Origin of the sequence: Fusibacter tunisiensis (genome assembly GCF_016908355.1) — a bacterium.
GTDB lineage: Bacteria > Bacillota > Clostridia > Peptostreptococcales > Acidaminobacteraceae > Fusibacter_D > Fusibacter_D tunisiensis.
The window spans coordinates 25,779-42,336 of sequence record NZ_JAFBDT010000004.1; the positions used below are offsets into that span (position 1 = coordinate 25,779).

Annotated in this window: 14 protein-coding genes and 2 pseudogenes; 13 read left to right on the plus strand and 3 right to left on the minus strand. The window is 36.6% G+C overall.

Translation table 11 applies throughout. The annotated features are described in order from the left end of the window. Positions 1-45 precede the first annotated feature (45 nt). Positions 46-1,329: an adenylosuccinate synthase gene (locus JOC49_RS03775; protein ID WP_204662525.1), complete on the plus strand. Its 1,284-nt coding sequence runs from the start codon at positions 46-48 to the stop codon at positions 1,327-1,329. A gap of 70 nt (positions 1,330-1,399) precedes the next feature. On the opposite strand, the gene JOC49_RS03780 is transcribed toward JOC49_RS03775, so the two are convergent. Then, positions 1,400-2,383, minus strand: a complete 984-nt coding sequence (locus tag JOC49_RS03780) for an ATP-binding protein (RefSeq protein ID WP_204662528.1) — start codon at positions 2,381-2,383, stop codon at positions 1,400-1,402. A gap of 13 nt (positions 2,384-2,396) precedes the next feature. After that, positions 2,397-3,395, minus strand: a complete 999-nt coding sequence (locus JOC49_RS03785) for a DnaD domain protein (RefSeq protein WP_204662531.1) — start codon at positions 3,393-3,395, stop codon at positions 2,397-2,399. Between the two features lie 173 nt (positions 3,396-3,568). Between JOC49_RS03785 and JOC49_RS13340 the strand changes: the two genes are divergently transcribed. From JOC49_RS13340 to JOC49_RS03825, 9 genes and pseudogenes are all read left to right on the plus strand, one after another. Beyond that, positions 3,569-5,239, plus strand: a complete 1,671-nt coding sequence (locus JOC49_RS13340) for a LysM peptidoglycan-binding domain-containing M23 family metallopeptidase (RefSeq protein ID WP_204662534.1) — start codon at positions 3,569-3,571, stop codon at positions 5,237-5,239. A gap of 87 nt (positions 5,240-5,326) precedes the next feature. Then, positions 5,327-6,025 carry a response regulator YycF gene (gene yycF / locus JOC49_RS03795; RefSeq protein WP_204662537.1) on the plus strand — a complete coding sequence of 233 codons (699 nt, stop codon included), beginning with the start codon at positions 5,327-5,329 and terminating at the stop codon, positions 6,023-6,025. 548 nt (positions 6,026-6,573) lie between these two features. Then, positions 6,574-7,299: pseudogene (locus tag JOC49_RS13495) on the plus strand (sensor histidine kinase); the annotation flags it as partial. Between the two features lie 165 nt (positions 7,300-7,464). Continuing rightward, positions 7,465-7,806: pseudogene (locus JOC49_RS13500) on the plus strand (sensor histidine kinase); the annotation flags it as partial. A gap of 94 nt (positions 7,807-7,900) precedes the next feature. Next, positions 7,901-8,716: a hypothetical protein gene (locus JOC49_RS03805; protein ID WP_204662543.1), complete on the plus strand. Its 816-nt coding sequence runs from the start codon at positions 7,901-7,903 to the stop codon at positions 8,714-8,716. Positions 8,717-8,730: 14 nt separating this feature from the next. Then, the gene (locus JOC49_RS03810; protein ID WP_204662546.1) at positions 8,731-10,173 is read left to right on the plus strand and encodes a hypothetical protein; all 1,443 of its coding nucleotides are present in this window, start codon (positions 8,731-8,733) and stop codon (positions 10,171-10,173) included. Between the two features lie 10 nt (positions 10,174-10,183). Further along, entirely contained in the window at positions 10,184-11,047 is an 864-nt protein-coding gene (locus JOC49_RS03815; RefSeq protein ID WP_204662548.1) for a two-component system regulatory protein YycI, read from the plus strand. Between the two features lie 13 nt (positions 11,048-11,060). Continuing rightward, a complete protein-coding gene (locus JOC49_RS03820; protein ID WP_204662550.1) occupies positions 11,061-11,864 on the plus strand; it encodes an MBL fold metallo-hydrolase in 804 nt (267 codons plus the stop codon). Positions 11,865-11,876: 12 nt separating this feature from the next. Continuing rightward, a complete protein-coding gene (locus tag JOC49_RS03825) occupies positions 11,877-13,679 on the plus strand; it encodes a serine hydrolase (protein ID WP_204662552.1) in 1,803 nt (600 codons plus the stop codon). Here the strand turns inward: JOC49_RS03825 and JOC49_RS03830 are convergent. Continuing rightward, positions 13,669-14,181 carry a DUF1836 domain-containing protein gene (locus JOC49_RS03830; protein ID WP_204662554.1) on the minus strand — a complete coding sequence of 171 codons (513 nt, stop codon included), beginning with the start codon at positions 14,179-14,181 and terminating at the stop codon, positions 13,669-13,671. The two genes, JOC49_RS03825 and JOC49_RS03830, sit on opposite strands and share 11 nt — an antisense overlap. A 119-nt stretch (positions 14,182-14,300) precedes the next feature. On the opposite strand from JOC49_RS03830, the gene trhA reads away from it, so the two are divergent. From trhA to JOC49_RS03845, 3 genes are read left to right on the plus strand one after another with little or no spacing between them, the layout of a single operon-like run. Next, on the plus strand, positions 14,301-14,936 hold the full coding sequence (gene trhA / locus JOC49_RS03835) for a PAQR family membrane homeostasis protein TrhA (RefSeq protein ID WP_243423587.1): 636 nt from the start codon (positions 14,301-14,303) through the stop codon (positions 14,934-14,936). A 59-nt stretch (positions 14,937-14,995) separates the two neighbouring features. Further along, positions 14,996-15,742, plus strand: a complete 747-nt coding sequence (locus JOC49_RS03840) for a GNAT family N-acetyltransferase (RefSeq protein WP_204662558.1) — start codon at positions 14,996-14,998, stop codon at positions 15,740-15,742. Next, a complete protein-coding gene (locus JOC49_RS03845; RefSeq protein WP_204662560.1) occupies positions 15,739-16,521 on the plus strand; it encodes a CHAD domain-containing protein in 783 nt (260 codons plus the stop codon). The genes JOC49_RS03840 and JOC49_RS03845 overlap by 4 nt, the downstream gene beginning before the upstream one ends. Positions 16,522-16,558: the final 37 nt, after the last annotated feature.

Consider the following 16,558-nt stretch of genomic DNA (forward strand, 5'->3'; position numbering starts at 1 on the left):
ACACATTTGTTACGATGTCAATGAAAGAAAAGGATGAGGTGAGTTATGTCTACAGTTGTGATTCTAGGCGCTCAATGGGGCGATGAAGGCAAGGGAAAAGTCATTGATTATCTGGCGAGAGAAGCGAATGTTGTTGTAAGAGGACAAGGTGGTAATAACGCCGGACATTCGGTTGTTGTCGGAAAAGAGAAGTATGCCTTGCATTTGATACCATCTGGTATTTTAAATGAAGATACAATTAATGTTATTGGCAATGGTGTCGTATTTGATCCGGAGGGATTTTTAAATGAAATTGATGGACTAAAGCACAAGGGTTTATCTGTGGATTCTATAAAAGTTTCAGATCGTGCCCATGTGGTTTTCCCGTATCATAGGGAAATTGATCGACTGGCTGAAGAAGCTCGTGGTCAGGACATGATTGGTACTACAAAAAAAGGTATTGGCCCATGCTATATGGATAAAGTAGAACGCAGTGGGATTCGAATGTGTGATTTTATTGATCCAGAAATATTTGAGCCTCTTTTCAGAAGCCGGATTCAGTCTAAAAACGAAATTATCGTTAAAATATATGGTGGTGAGCCTTTACCTGAAGATGAATTGGTCGCAACATATACGGCATATGCTAAGCGTATAAAGCCTTTTGTTGCCGATACATCAGTTATTGTCTATGATGCTTTAAGACGAAATGAAAAAGTGCTTCTTGAAGGTGCTCAAGGTACTTTGTTGGATCTTGATTATGGAACATACCCTTATGTAACCAGTTCCCATCCAACTTCTGGTGGCTTTACAATTGGTTCTGGAATCGGACCGGGTGAAATTGGCGAAGTTATAGGCATTACCAAGGCTTATACAACACGAGTTGGTCTCGGGCCCTTTGTAACAGAACTCGATGATGCGGTTGGCGAGCGTATTCGGGTTGCGGGCAATGAATTTGGAACGACCACGGGTCGGCCAAGAAGATGTGGTTGGCTTGATACGGTTATGGTGAATTATTCAAAACGTGTGAATGGTATGACCTGTATTGCTTTGATGTTAGTAGATGTTTTGACTGGATTTGATGAAATAAAGATTTGTACAGCTTATAAATATGGGGACGAAGTCATTGAACATTTTCCTGCGAGCTTGAATGTTCTGGCAAAATGTGAGCCGATATATGAAACCCTTCCAGGATGGAAAGAAGATATTTCTGGTATTGAGTCATTTGAAGCGCTCCCTGAAAATGCGCAGAATTATGTGCGCCGCATAGAAGCTTTAGTTGGCCTTCCTGTTAAAATTGTTTCTGTTGGACCAAAGAGAACAGAAACCATCGTGCGGGGGAATTTGTTTTAAAAGAAAAGAACCTATGGATTCAGGATTCTGAATTTATAGGTTCTTATTTTATATGTGATGTTGCGAACAGTTATACTTCCCAACGGATATCTGGACCAAAAAATTTAAGCAGTTTGTAGTGGCCTTTAATACGGGAATCAATTCGATCGTTGTAGAATGAAGATATTTCAGACAGTTTTATGTTGGTGGATATGATGGTACTTTTATTTGCAAGAATGCGAGAATTAATAATGTTGTAGAATTCGCTTATGGTAAAGGAATTTGGTGTTTCAGTTCCCAGATCATCTATTATTAAGAGGTCTGCTTCAGTGAGCTGGGCATAGGCCATTTGTACAAATGTATTTGATTTGTCAGTAAAAGTTTTCTTTTCAATGATGTTGATAATGCTAAAAGGTGTCTGATAGATGACAGAATGACCTGAATCTAAAAGTGATTTGGCAATGCAATTGCAGAGATAAGTTTTCCCAAGACCACTTGCACCATAGAAAAAAAGATTTTGACTGTTGGGAAAATCCTGAACAAATGATTCGGCTTCTGACAAAATTTGCTTCATATTGTCTCTTTGTGATATTGCGTCCTTAGCGCTTTTTTCAAGCGAAAAAACAGTTAGGTCAAAGTGTTCAAAATTTTGAACAGACAATTGCTTTTCAATGTTAGACATGCCATATGCCCGTTGGATGAGTTTTTGGGTGAAGCAACTGCATCTTTTATTGTTTTCTGTGAAGCCGGTGTCCTTGCACTTGTCGCACTTATAAGTTAGCTCCAATGCGTTTGGACTGATTTTATTGTTGATTAGAATCATGGCCCGTCTTTTTTTGAGTTGTTCTAGAGAGGCTTTGAGTTCCATGAGCATAATCTCAATATTTTGTGGTTTTTTTAAAATAGATTTTGATATTTCAGCGCCAATCTGACTCATTTGCAGATCAATTTCTGCAAGTTCAGGGTACTTTTCATACAAGACTTGTTTACGTTCTTTTAAAGCCATAGCATTTTGATCTCGTTGTCTTGCATAGTCATCCATAATATCTGAAACTCTTTGCTGGGTTACGTCCATAAAAGGGTCCTTTCTATTCTTTTTTGTTCAAAAGTAAGGCCTCTAGTTCTTCTTCGGAATAGGACCTATGCTTTTCCACAATGTGTTGATTTCGTTTATGTGTATTGGGCTTAGGCTTATTTTTGTCTTTGCTTTCTAATTTTGTAAAATCCGAATAAGATTTTATGCCTTGATCGTAGAGGTTTTTAAACCGATTTTCTAAAAAATTAAAATTTAGGGAATTGGTTTTAAGCGCAAAGGCTTTAATAAGGTCTAAAATAGTGTCTAAAGAAAATTCGTAATCATCCAACCATCTGTCAATACATTCCATTTCCGCTTCATTTGCCAAGCGATATGGGATCCCCAAAGTTTTTAGAACGTCTTTGTACATACTGTATCTTGTGTTGGTGTTTTTAATATAGGTTTCAATAGCTGTTAAATCCTTAAGATCTAGTTCTAACCATTTATTTAATAGGTTGCGGACTGCTTTAATATCTCTTATATTCCGTTCCTTATATGTGATTTCAAAAGCTTTTGTAATAATGGTGGCATCGGGATAATAATTGTCATAAAAATCTCCAATGTCACGATATAATGTGTACGAAAGTGTCTGTCCGATTACTTTTTCAACAGAATCATAGAGTTTTTTATAAGGTGTTTGTCTTTTGGTGTTTGGTTTGGAAATGGGTTTTTCCATTTTAGAGGTAAAATTGGATTGGATGTAGAGTTCTCGTACTGAAATAAATTCCACATCTGGTTCATCGCCTGGATCTGTTTTAATCAATTTGACAATGCCCTGTTTTTCCCAGTAAACCCAAGCATCTAAAACATCTTGTATTGGGAGGTTCAGCAGAGAAGCTAATCCTTTTTGTGTCATTCGCAGCCCATCGGTACTGGATTTTGAGAGCATGAGGCCCATTAAGTAGACTTTGACGTAAGTTCCACTGGCAGAGGGCATAAAATCTGTAATGAATAAATTTTCGACACTCATTTCACCGAGATCAAATGTTGTCTCACTTTGATAAAACCCCATAGACATTGTCCTTTCTAAAAGTATTTGATATCATTATAACATCAAAGTGTAAAGGAACACTAAAAATTATAGAATAAGATAAAATTTAATTTATCAAAGGGAAAACTTGTGTTATAATTAAAAGGGTATTTTTACAATACTATTACAATAAAGCCAGAGATGAGGAGAATAGGATGGGGAAAAGTCCAAAGCGAACGTCTAACAAGCACAAATACAAACGTTCAAACGCCAAGTTCTATGTCAAAGGCAATAGCAAAGTAGAGCGCAGTGAAAAAATTGCGGAAACAGGTGCACGTGTGATTGCACTTTTATTTTATCCAGCTTACTTGGCTGTTAATGGCGTAAAGAAACTATTTAAGTCAAATGAGAATCAATCGAAGAAGCATCAAGCTTCTTATGTTCATAAAACTAAGAAATCATTTAACTTTTCTATGGATGTACATCAGATTACCGAACGTGTTTCAGGGGTTTTGAGAACGAAAATCCTGCCGTATATTTCAGATCATAAAATTGTTTTAGCCTCTGTAACTGCAGCAGTCCTTGTAACAGCTGTAGGACTTTATGGGATTGGTAAGCTGAAACCAAATGATCAAATTGCTTTGGATGAACAGCCAACACATGTGGTTAGTGTCGCACCCAAGGCATCAGACGAAACAGAAAATTTAGAAAAAGAGGCGCTTACCACTGAGCACGCAACACTTCAGGGTGTTGAAGGTGCCGTTGTATCTGAACCTTCAGAGAGGGTTGGAGATGCTGTTCAAGAAATACCTCAAGTGAAAGTGTTAAGTGCGGCATCGGTTAAGACCTATCAAGTGCTTTCAAATGGAAAACCAGTTGCAAATTTCCGGACAGAAAATGAAGCTGAACGCATGCTTGATGCACTTAAAGCAGAATTTACATCTGGAACTGAATCTGAAATTTTAGAAGTTTATTTTTATGAAAATGTGACAATTAAGCCAGCCTATTTAGACATCGTTGGCTTTGAAGGATATGATGAAGTTTCGGATGCCTTGACTTATGTTAGAAAAGGAACGAAGCAAGAAAAAACGCATAAAGTTCAAAAAGGTGAGAACTATTGGGTAATTGCCCAATACTATGGCGTTACACCTGAAGATTTGGAAGCGGCAAATCCCAATGTAAAACCGGAAGCCCTTCAAATTGGAATGGAGATCAGTCTGGTTGTACCAAAACCTCTGATTACAGTTGTAACAGTAGAAAATGAAGTTTATTCAGATCGAATCGCTTTTGATGTAACCTATGAGTCCACAAGTTCTTTGTATAAGGGTGAAAGCAAGACAAAAGTCAGCGGCTCTTATGGTGAACGTGTCATAGAAGCAGAAGTTTTAAAACAAAATGGACGTGAAATTGTACGTAAAGTGCTTTCAGAGGAAGTGGTAAAAGAGCCTCAGACGAAAGTGGTTTATCAGGGGACAAAAGATCCACCACCCCGTATAGGAACAGGAACCTATATTCATCCGACGTCTAGGGGGCCAGTTACTTCAAACTTCGGATGGCGAACGTTGAGAGGTAAAAGTGATTACCATACTGGTATTGATATAGGAATTTCCACTGGAACCAGTGTAAAGGCTGTTGACGGTGGTGTCGTAACTGCAGTTGGTTATAACAAATCTTTGGGGTATTATGTTTTTGTGGATCATGGTGCAAATGTAAGTTCAAAATACTTGCATTTAAGTAAAATTTTAGTAAGCCGTGGCGAGAAAATTTTTCAAGGACAGACGATTGCTAAAAGTGGTAATACAGGAAATAGTACAGGCCCACATTTACATTTAGAGATTTTGATCAACAATGTGCCGCAAAATCCAAAGAATTATATTAAATTTTAACGAAAAAGCGGGTCATAGACTCGCTTTTTTTTAATATATCCTATAGAATTGTATTGAAGAGTGTTGTCCTAGTGAAGGAGGCGTACCATGAGTAAAAGAATTTTAGTTGTAGACGATGAAAAACCGATATCAGATATTATTAAATTTAATTTAGTTAAAGAAGGATATGACGTGGAAACTGCTTTTGATGGCGAAGAAGCGCTCAAAAAAGTATATCAATTTCAACCGGACTTGGTCCTTTTAGATGTGATGCTCCCTAAATTGGATGGCTTTCAGGTGCTCAGAAAAATTAGAGAGGGTTTTAGCATGCCAGTCATTATGCTTACAGCCAAAGAAGAAGAAGTGGATAAGGTTCTTGGATTTGAGCTGGGATCAGATGATTATATAACAAAACCATTTGGGATGCGGGAATTGATTGCTCGGGTGAAAGCAAACTTGAGACGTATGGATATTGCTGCAGTTGATTCTCAAAATGGGAGTGGACATGTGGTAACAGCCAGTGGCTTAAGCATAGATATAGACCGGTATGAAGTGACTAAAGAAGGTGAAGTTGTTGAATTAACATTACGTGAATTTGAACTTTTAAAATTCCTGGCCACACAAGCCAACCAAATATTTACAAGGGAACAACTTTTAAAAGATGTTTGGGGTTATGAATATTTTGGTGATATCAGGACTGTTGATGTTACAGTGAGACGACTTAGAGAGAAAATAGAACCAGATTCGAGCAATCCTACTTATATTGTGACTAAGCGGGGTGTGGGTTATTATTTTAAAAAGAATTAGGCGGCGTCTATATGTTTAAAAGCATTCGTATGCGTTTTACAATTATATATTTTATGCTGGTATTTGTTGCAATGATATTTGCCGGCGTATTTATTGTGCGCGCATATGAAGCGTATAATCTGGATATTGTTTCCACAAGATTGGATGATATTTCAAAAATTATGCAATCCGAACTTACAAAAATTGAAACGGATGATTTGTCATCGGTAAAAGTTCTTTTAAAAGAGACCATTGACAGACATGCAGATATTGGGTTGCGAGAAGAAATCTATATCGTTGATCAGAGCACTCAAGAAATTTTGGCAACCAGTACAGAAAATACTGGAAGGCCTGTTTCAGAAGTTTTAAATACGGAACTTGTTGTTGAAGGGTTAATTGGCAAAACTGTGGAACGCAACTTCGAACTTTCAAATGAGGTTCGGACCAAAGATAAAGTCTATCCAATTTTTTATCGAAATGATCAAATAGGACTTATGTATTTAAGGTATGACTTAAATGATATATACGGGACTCTTGAACGGACGCGTATGATTATTATTCAGTCATTGATGCTGTCATTGATCTTGGCCATTGTCATTGGATTTTTTCTTTCAAAAAGCATCACGGATCCAATTAATGAGATTACACAACGTGCTGGTAAATTGGCCGAAGGAGATTTTAATCAAACTGTAGAAGTTTATTCAGATGATGAAATTGGAACACTTTCTCAAACCTTTAATTTCTTAACAGGGGAATTGAAAAAATACGTTTCTGAAATTTCCAGTGAGAAAAGCAAACTTGAAGCAATTATAAATTATATGGAAGATGGCCTTATCGCTATTAACGCAGAGGGTCAAATCATACACTGTAATCCTAAAGCTGGAGCCCTTTTAACACTAGACGGTGACTTTGATGAAGATATCATTGGAGACTTACTATCGATATACAGTTCTGGGAAATTGACCAATGGTATTGGGTCTAAAAATATCACGTACAATAGACGCATCTTAAAGGTGAATTTTGCCCCATTTTTAGACGAATCTTCAAATAAGATGGGGGTCGTTTTTGTACTTCAAGATATTACGGAGTCAGAAAAGCTGGAAAATATGCGCCGAGAATTTGTTGCAAATGTCTCGCATGAACTTAAAACGCCTCTTACAAGTATCAAGAGTTACACCGAAACCTTACTTGAAGGTGGGGTGGATGATCCTGAGATGCAAAACACTTTTTTAGGGGTTGTGAATTCAGAAGCTGATCGTATGTCCAGATTGGTCCGAGATTTACTTGAACTGAGTAATTTTGATTCGGATACTGTTCAACTGAAATTAAATAAAGTAGACATAAATCAGTTGTTGGATCAGTGCATCTTAAAACTAAAAGCAACTGCCGATCAAAAGGGACATGTATTTATAAAGAGATACCATGACTATCAAGTAAATGCTAATTTAGACGGTGACAAAATTGAACAACTGCTTTTAAATATTATGTCAAATGCGATAAAATATTCTGACGCCAAGTCTGAAATTGTTGTGGATTTAAGAGAAGGACATACGGAGACTTTTTTTGATATTGTTATAACGGATAATGGAATTGGCATACCTGAAACAGATTTAAATCGAATTTTTGAAAGATTTTACCGTGTGGATAAGGCAAGATCTAGAGAACTTGGTGGTACTGGATTGGGACTTTCCATTGCAAAAGAAATTGTTGAATCTCACGGTGGGTTAATACACATTGACTCTGAATATGGCTTTGGAACAAAAGTAACCATATCACTTCCCTTTGACCGAAAAAATGTGTAATTGTGTTTTAAATCGTATGTAATGGTGTTGTAATATAAATTGTGTATAATTAAAAGGATTACAAGGTAACTATTTTTGATTTTGGAGGCAAAGGATGTTTCGTAAAACCACACTCACAATTTCATTATGTGTGCTATTGAGTTTGATGATTGGCACATTTGGTTTTGCAAGTGAGACTGGACAAGGTCGGTCTGTATCTGCTGAAGATATCATCGTTGCCGAGCCAATTTCTACTGAAATAATGGCAGATAAAACGATTTTTATAAATGTAAATATAGTAGATACAATTGTAGATGAAACGCCTGTTCAGGTTTCTCTGGTGCGATTGAATCAGAACTTAGATATTTTGGAAGCGATTAGAGACCGTCTTAATGTTTCAATTATGCGAGTTATGCCTGGATCTGCTTTAAACAATAGGTCGGTTCAAATGAATCGTGTCTATTCAATGGAAGAAAGCCAAGATTCTGAGACTTATGAAACTGAAGTGACGCTCATTAATCGATATTTTGAAATAAAAGATCAAATGGACAAAAATCAAGCATCTTTACTTGAGATTAATAGTGTCTATGGGTTTGATTCCATGCTTGAACGGTCAGAAGAAGCGTCCAAGTTATCGCCTGAAGCACTAGAAGTTTATATGGACTGGATGGATTTGAAAACAGAGCAGACTTTGCTTAAAAATGAGTATATACAAGTTGCAGGACAGTACCTTGAATTGTTTGAAACTGTTATTTACAGTAACCAGATAGACCGTATGAACTTTAGTGATGAACTTAAGCCACTTTCTGTAGGCACATACGCTTTAAGATTTACAGATTCAGAGGGCAAACTGATTAAGCAAATTGATTTAAAAGTTACTGTAAAGGAGTCAAGCTTAGTGCCTTTAATGCCATTAAATTCTGCGAACTGATAAAGGAGCATTACATGGGATTTTCCAAAGAGAAAATAAAGTCCATGGTGATTATTGGATTGTTTTTCATAACCCTGATTTTAACACAGTGGGTTATGTATGATGGGTTGTTCGCAGGCAACATCGATACGTCAGATGTTGAAGTGAAGTCGACTCAATTGTCTAAGTATATAAACCCTCAAAGTTATCAAATTAGCTTTGGGGGTCTTTCATATACACGGGTTTATGACACACGGGTTCAAAATGAAATTTGGCAATCCGTACACCCCGTTTTACGCGACGTCTTTATGAACTATAAAACTTTAGAAGCTGTTGAATCATTTGAGTATATTCAATATTTTAAAGATCAAAGTATACTTCTTGAAATGCCGATAGACTTAACGATTCAGCAATTTTGTGAAGTCTATGGTTTAGAAGTGCCACCACTTGATGTTTCAGATATTTATTTAACTGAATTTATTTTAAACAATCGAAATCGTCAGTTGGTATTGGTCTATGATGGTGTGACGGAAACCTATTATAAGTTAGATTATGGCACAATTGCTTTTGATTTAAGTGAGGTTATAGAAAAGGTTGAACAATCGGATTTTATTGAATACCGAAAAATTTCGGACAGGTACAGTCTTTCAAGTACTGTAGATGAAAGTTATAATCAAGATAATTACCAATTGATTCCCTTCCAATATGGAAAAGTCGTGCCAATGATTCGCATACAAAATGAAATTGTTTTTGTGGATCAGGAACCGGCTACTGGATTTGGAGACATTTCAAGAACTGTATTTGGGAACAGAATGGATTTTGTTAAAAAATTAAAAGATGTAAGTGGGTCTACCATATACATGTACGGCTATGGGGAGAAAATATTAACACTTTCACCGAGTGGTCCAATCGTGTTTCAAAAAGAAGTTGAAAACGCCAGTGAAATACAGTTGACGTTCATCGAGGCTTTTCACATTGCAGCTGGAAAACTTGAGCGTTTTGGGTATTCTCCAGAGCATATTTTTTTAACGGATTATCAACTGACAGACGACGTTCATACTTTTGCTTTCAATTATAAGATTGGGGATTATGCTGTTGCCATAGAAAATTCAGGTGGAAATCCAATTCAAATCACCGTTAGTGGCGACCAAGTAACGCGTGTTTATAAGGATTTAAAGAAATTTGTTGTGCAATTGGGCAACACAGGTGTAGACCGGTTGTATGCAATTGATGAATGTATTGAAAATAACTATTTGGAAGTAAGCCTTTATTATTTACAAGACAACAACATTTATGATTCAGCGCTTGAAAATATGGCATATTATTTCCCAATTAGAAGTGCGATTGAACATGTAGAGTTGGTTTATACGAAAGTAAATGTAATGGATGTTATGACACCCGCTTGGCATGTGGAAATTAGCGGACGGGTTTACGTGTTTAATGCCTACACTGGGACATTGATTAAAACATATCGGTAATGAGGTGCTTATGGATTGGCCAAAGATTAAGAATATTATCATAGGACTATTGGTTATTACCAACCTCATGTTGGGTTTCATTATAATGGAAGATTTAATTTTATTTAATTCCATGAGAACTTCAAATATTCGGGATGTTATGACCCTGTACCATCAAAATGGAATTGACAGTTCTGTAGATTTGGAAGAACTTAGGTTTCCACTTTCAGTTTCCTCTGTTGAATTAGAATTTATACCGATACCAGAGCAGACAATTCAGTTGTTTTTGGGACCAGGTTATGTAGCAGAATCGAATCGGTTTTTAAATGAGAATTCGGTTGTGTACCATAATAGAATGACATTCGTATGGGCACTCACTGCACATGAAGGCCGAGTCTTGCAGGATAAGGGACAAAATTTAAGGTGGTTTAAAACACTATCTGAAGCTGAAAGTCAAGCTTTAATTTTGTTGGCTGAAGAATTTTTTACCCAGAAATCGGTAGAGGTTGAATATGATTTGGTAAGTGCCAGACAGCTAGGAGACTACAGTTTGGTGGAGTTGGTCCAAACAGTTAATGGGTTAATACTTGAAGAAAATAGAACTCTAATATGGTTGTATCAGGATGAAGTTGTAGGCTACAAATTAAGTTGGCCTGTTACGGTTCATGGCACTGATGTGGCAAAATATGATATAATTCAATTGGATGCTGCACTTTATTCAGCGCTTTCTTATTTAAGTGAAGGCGACTCAATAGAAGACATTTCTTTGGTTTATAAGTTGAATGACAGTCGTTTTCAAGTGAGTAATTTAATTTCTGGAGAAGCACTTCCATATTATCGAATACAGACAGTAAAAGGTGAGATTGTTTATATACAGGCAGTCGAGACGCCTTAGAAAGAGGTAACATATGGCATTGTCCTTTTGTTCCCTGGCAAGTGGGAGTTCTGGCAATTGTCAACTTGTGGCATCTGAACAAACGAAAATTCTCGTGGATGCTGGAATGAGCGGCAAATATATTAAAGGATCTTTGGAACATATTGGAATTTCCATTGAAGATATAGATGGTATTTTACTGACACATGAACATGCAGACCACATAAGCGGCCTGGGTGTTCTTATGCGTCGGTATAAAATGCCTCTTTTTGTGACTGAAAAAACATGGGATGCAGTTAAGTCCAAAATTGGCAACATTGATCCAAATTTATTGCGACTTTATCCACATATTGATGATTTGGCGATTGGGGATATAATGGTTCAAAGTGCACGTATTTCACATGATGCTGTGGATCCACTGTGCTATGCTTTTATAAATGATGGTACAAAAATAGGAATTGCAACAGACCTTGGTACAATTTCAGATGAAGTTGTGGCAAAATTTAAAGATTGTGACTTATTAATGATAGAATCCAATCATGATATTGAAATGCTGAAAACTGGAAATTATCCAATGGTGCTTAAGAGGCGGATACTAAGCGAGTTCGGCCATCTTAGCAACGACGATGCAGGGTATATTGCCCGTGAAATAATTGGCTTTGGAAAAACGAAGCATATTTTACTGGCGCACTTAAGTAAGGAAAATAATTTTCCAGATTTAGCATATGAGACGGTGAGAGGGATACTAGAAGAGGGTTCAATAGAAGTTGGAAAAGACATCATACTAGACATGACTTATAGGGATCGAGTCAGTAAATTGTATAAAATCAATAAATGAAAGAGGCATTTTGTGAAGAATTTTATTGGCATTCTAATGGCGTTTATCTTAATCTGTGCGCAACCCATAGGGTTTTCTCAGACGAGTGAAATAGACCCACTTGAAATGGAAGCTATAATGAATCGAATTATGGTGACACACTATCTACCTGGGCTGACACTTTCAGTCGTACAAGATGGTAACAGCTTGTATGAAGAAGCCTTTGGGCGTGCAGCCCTACAGCCAAATTTGCCGTTTACAACGGATAAGACCTTGATTCAAACAGGGGCAATAGGAAAAGTGTTTACATCATTTGCCCTACTGGATTTAATGGTGGCGCAGAATATACAGCTGGATGATGAAATTTCTGTTTATTTAGAGGGGCCATTTGACAAATTCAAGGACCTTACATTTAAAAATGTGCTGACGCATACAACTGGAATCCCAAGTGTTCGTATGAATTCGGCTTATCGTGAGTTGCCTCTTGTGACGCAAAAAAAACCATTTTCCGAAGAAGTGGCTTCTTTTTTTGATGCTTATGAACTGAATCCTGTGATTGAATCTGATCGGTATATTATGACATCGAATGTGAATTCGATTTTAGCGGGTGTCCTTATTGAAAGTTTGTCAAAAACATCTTATGAAGCCCATATGGCAAACTTTTTAGAAGATGAATTTGCGATGACTGGGGCGGCCTCTTTTTACAAACAAGAGGTTAAAAGTGATATGGCGCTCCTACAGAATTACGCGATATCTGGCGGTAGAAGTGAAGCTTTAAGTCCGTTTAGAACAAAATTTTTGGCTTCCGATGATTTCATTACAACGACCAATGATATGACTGTCTTTATGGAAAAGATCACATCAAAAGCATCGGAAAGTATAAGAGAGAGGGTGTTTAATCGGCAATTTGGCGTTTACACTGGTAGAAGCAATGCCTTTTCAATTGTACATTTTGGTGATTTAGAGGTCTATATTCAAGATGGTGGTATTCCAGGCTCTACGGCTAGACTATTGTTTATTCCTGAAAAGAACTTTGGCCTATTTTTGGCCTATAATACAAATGATGTAGCAGCTCGGACAGAACTGACAAGGCAAGTCTTACAATTGCTATTTCACATTCCGGAAAGTGAAAAGGGAATTGAAACCGATAAGCCAGAGCAGTTCGATCAACTTACTGGCATTTATGCACCTGTTAATGCAACGCCGGAAACACTTGAAAAATTGACAAAATTGATACATCAAATCAAGGTGGTTGGCGACAGTGGTAAAATCACCATTGACAAAATCCCCTATATTCAAATTCAAGATCGGTTTTTTTACAGTTCAGAAAAAGACCAGTTGGCAGAAGTTCACGTTGATGCCGAAGGAAAGTTGGAAGCCTTGGTAATCGGAAATGATGTTTACCAAAAGGTATCTGTTTTTAGGAATTTCTACATGGAAGTATTTCTAATGGCACTGGGTGTGTTTTTCAATGTGGCAGCACTTTTTGTTTTTTTAAGAAAATGGCGTGATATGAAAGTCAATAGAATTCATGATACCCCAAGAACAGTCCTTTTAATTTTTACACTTGTGAACTCAGCTTTACTTATGGCAATTTACGTTGCAGCCAGTCAATATGGTTTCTGGCAAGTGATTTATGGCGATATGGCATCATTTAAGGCGGTTAGGTACTTAGGGTATGCAGCTATAGTGATGTGGCTACCAGCCTTTTCTATGTTAAAACGTGCAAGGCAGGATTTTAGATGGACTTCCGGAATGACATTTGTCTTTATGATTCAGTGTTTTACAGTCTTATCTACAGTTTTGTGGCTTTATGCCTACAATTTTATTCTTTAGACTCTTGGGTTTCAATCAACTGGTCGAGTAAACGCTCGGCCAGTATTTTTTTTGATGAAGCCTCTACGCTTAATTTAAATAATTGTTCAATTTGTGCTTGCTTACTGCCTTCAGTTAAAATTTCGCTTTTGATTTTTTCATGTGTTTGCGCCTGAATCTCTGTAAAAAGTGTATAATAGATTTGATTTTCCGACCTAGCAAGATCTATGATTTTTTTTGTATCTTGAATGGAAAACACTTGCTTTAAATGGTAGACAAGAAGCAAATCTGCAATGGCATCTTTTGAATATTTCTTTTTTTCAGGTGGTGCAATAACGCTTGCTTTTACATAATTATTGACCATTGTTTTTGTAAAAATTGAGTCAGACTCACTTCGTGCAAGTGGGTCAAGGCTTGATTTTAGGTAGTCTAAAAGTTGATCCATGTAAAGGGGAATGTTCGGAATCATTTCGTAGTTAGGGTCTACGAATTCCAATATTTTTTTAATTTGGTTTTTTTGCATGTTCGCCTCCAAGAGATTATATAAATATAGTATATCATGTCTTGTACTTTTTACAATTACATGTTAGTATATCAATATAGTGTTATATAGTATTTAAAACTACTTGAATGGAGGTGCACATGCGAGAACCTGTAAATACATGGACCCACTTGGTGGGCATATTGCTTTCGATAGCAGGGCTAATTACAATGATTGTAACTGCGGCATTAAATGAAAATCTGATTTCCATTATTGGAGGGGCAATATTTGGCATCAGTATGATCCTGTTATATACGGCTTCCACCGTTTATCATGGCTATAATGGCACTGATTCGGTGATTCTAAAATTGAAAAAAGTAGATCACGCAATGATATTTGTTTTAATCGCTGGAACCTATACACCTATATGTATGGTGGCCTTGGGAGGCGCTTTAGGCTATGGATTACTGGCTGGAATTTGGACACTTGCAATTATTGGGATGGTTGCAAAAATTAAATTTATCCATATGCCTCGTGTCTTATCGGCAGGTATTTACGTTTTTTTAGGATGGATTAGTGTTGCATTTATTCACCCGCTTTCAGAGGCTTTATCGTTTGGTGGATTTTTTTGGCTAATTGCAGGAGGCCTTTTTTATACAATTGGTGCCATATTTTACGCAACAAAGTCCGAAAAGATAAAGATTGGCGTTTTTGGGTTTCATGAGATATTCCATTTGTTTATTCTTGCCGGAAGTTTGGCACATTTTATATTAATACAATCTTACCTAATGCATTGATACATTGAAAAATGTATCTTTTTTTTGTTATAATGATAAAAAACAGGATGGTTAATTCTATGAACTTTGAATCTGTTAAATATGTAAATATTAAAGGTAGACTATGGAACCCAAAGAATCAAGTTCAATTTTATGAGGATGGGTCTTTTTTTGTGGCTGAACATAATGGGTTTGCCATTCCTTCTGATGAAGTCCCAGAGACATTCAATGAACATTTTGATCGGTATTTAAAATTAAGGTCAATGCATGGTGAAATAAGTTTAGCAGGTATTCCAATCAGACAATATGAAGCGTTAAAATCAAATTATAAAATAAACTGGACTGAAATTTGTTGGCTTTACTATTATGATGGGACAGGATATGAGGGGCTGACCTCTGAATATACATTTGAATCAAAGGCTTATACTTTGGATGTTCTAAGAAAATCGGATATTTCAAAAGTTTTTGAGCATTATACCTATAAAGATGATGGGATTGGGTATATTGAATCTATTATCGAAAACCAACCTACTCAATGTGCAAGATATAAGGGCTTGCCGGTTTCTTGGGTCGTTCAAAGGGAGGATGGTTCTCTAGGGATCATGTATACTTTAGAATCACATAGGAGAAAAGGCCTTGGCGAATGGCTCTCAAAACATTTGATTCATCAAGTGATTCAAAAAGGTGAAATGCCTTATTTGCATATTGTCGTAGGAAATGCCGCTTCTGTCGCATTGGTTGAGCGACTTGGCTTTAAAAAATATGGTAAAATAGTGTGGTTTGGCGTTCAAAATCCATACTATAAAACAGGGGGCGTAACGGATTGAATGCCTATGAAATAGAAGGACTATTTACAATCCATTTATCTGAAATGGATGAAAAACTAAAAGAGATGATCAGGCTTGATTTTAATCATGATAGTATACATGCCTATCGGGAGAGTATCCGATTATTTAGAGCCCTTCTTTATTTTTATAAACCTGCTATGCGTGCTGGAGATTACCGCTATCTTGATATCCAATCGAAGAAATATTTTGATAAAACGTCACGCATTCGAGAGTTAGATGTATTCATTGACGGCTATGGCTCTTCTATGAATCGCCAAACTTTAAATATACTAGAAGACTTAAAACAACCTTTAATGGCAAGGCTTAAGCTGGATGTTCGGCGGATGATTCCATTTAGATTCTCAAGACTTTCTGTTAAATTACCCTATTTAAATCCTGACAGTATGAAATCTTTTGAATTAGACCGTCAATGCGAGCTTTTTGAAGAGTTTATGTATGTGGCGCCTGAATTAGAAGATTTACAGGAAAAGTATATCCATTCAAAACGCATGCTTTCAAAGAAGATCCGGTATATTCATCAAATAATCCTCAGTAATGATGCGTCTTTGGTTTTGCTAAACAAAAGATTGGAGTCCTTTCAAGCGATTGCTAAAAATCTACATGATACATGTGTCAATCTTAGGCTTGTTGGGACTTACAAATTGGAAGATTCCAATTTGATAGAAGTTTTAGTTGAAAATCACACCAGATATACAAAAATATCTACAGAGGCTTATGCAATATTGATTGATGAAATGCAACTTATTTTAAAAAAATAACAGCTCCAAATTTTTTGGAGCTGTCTCTTTGTCGGTT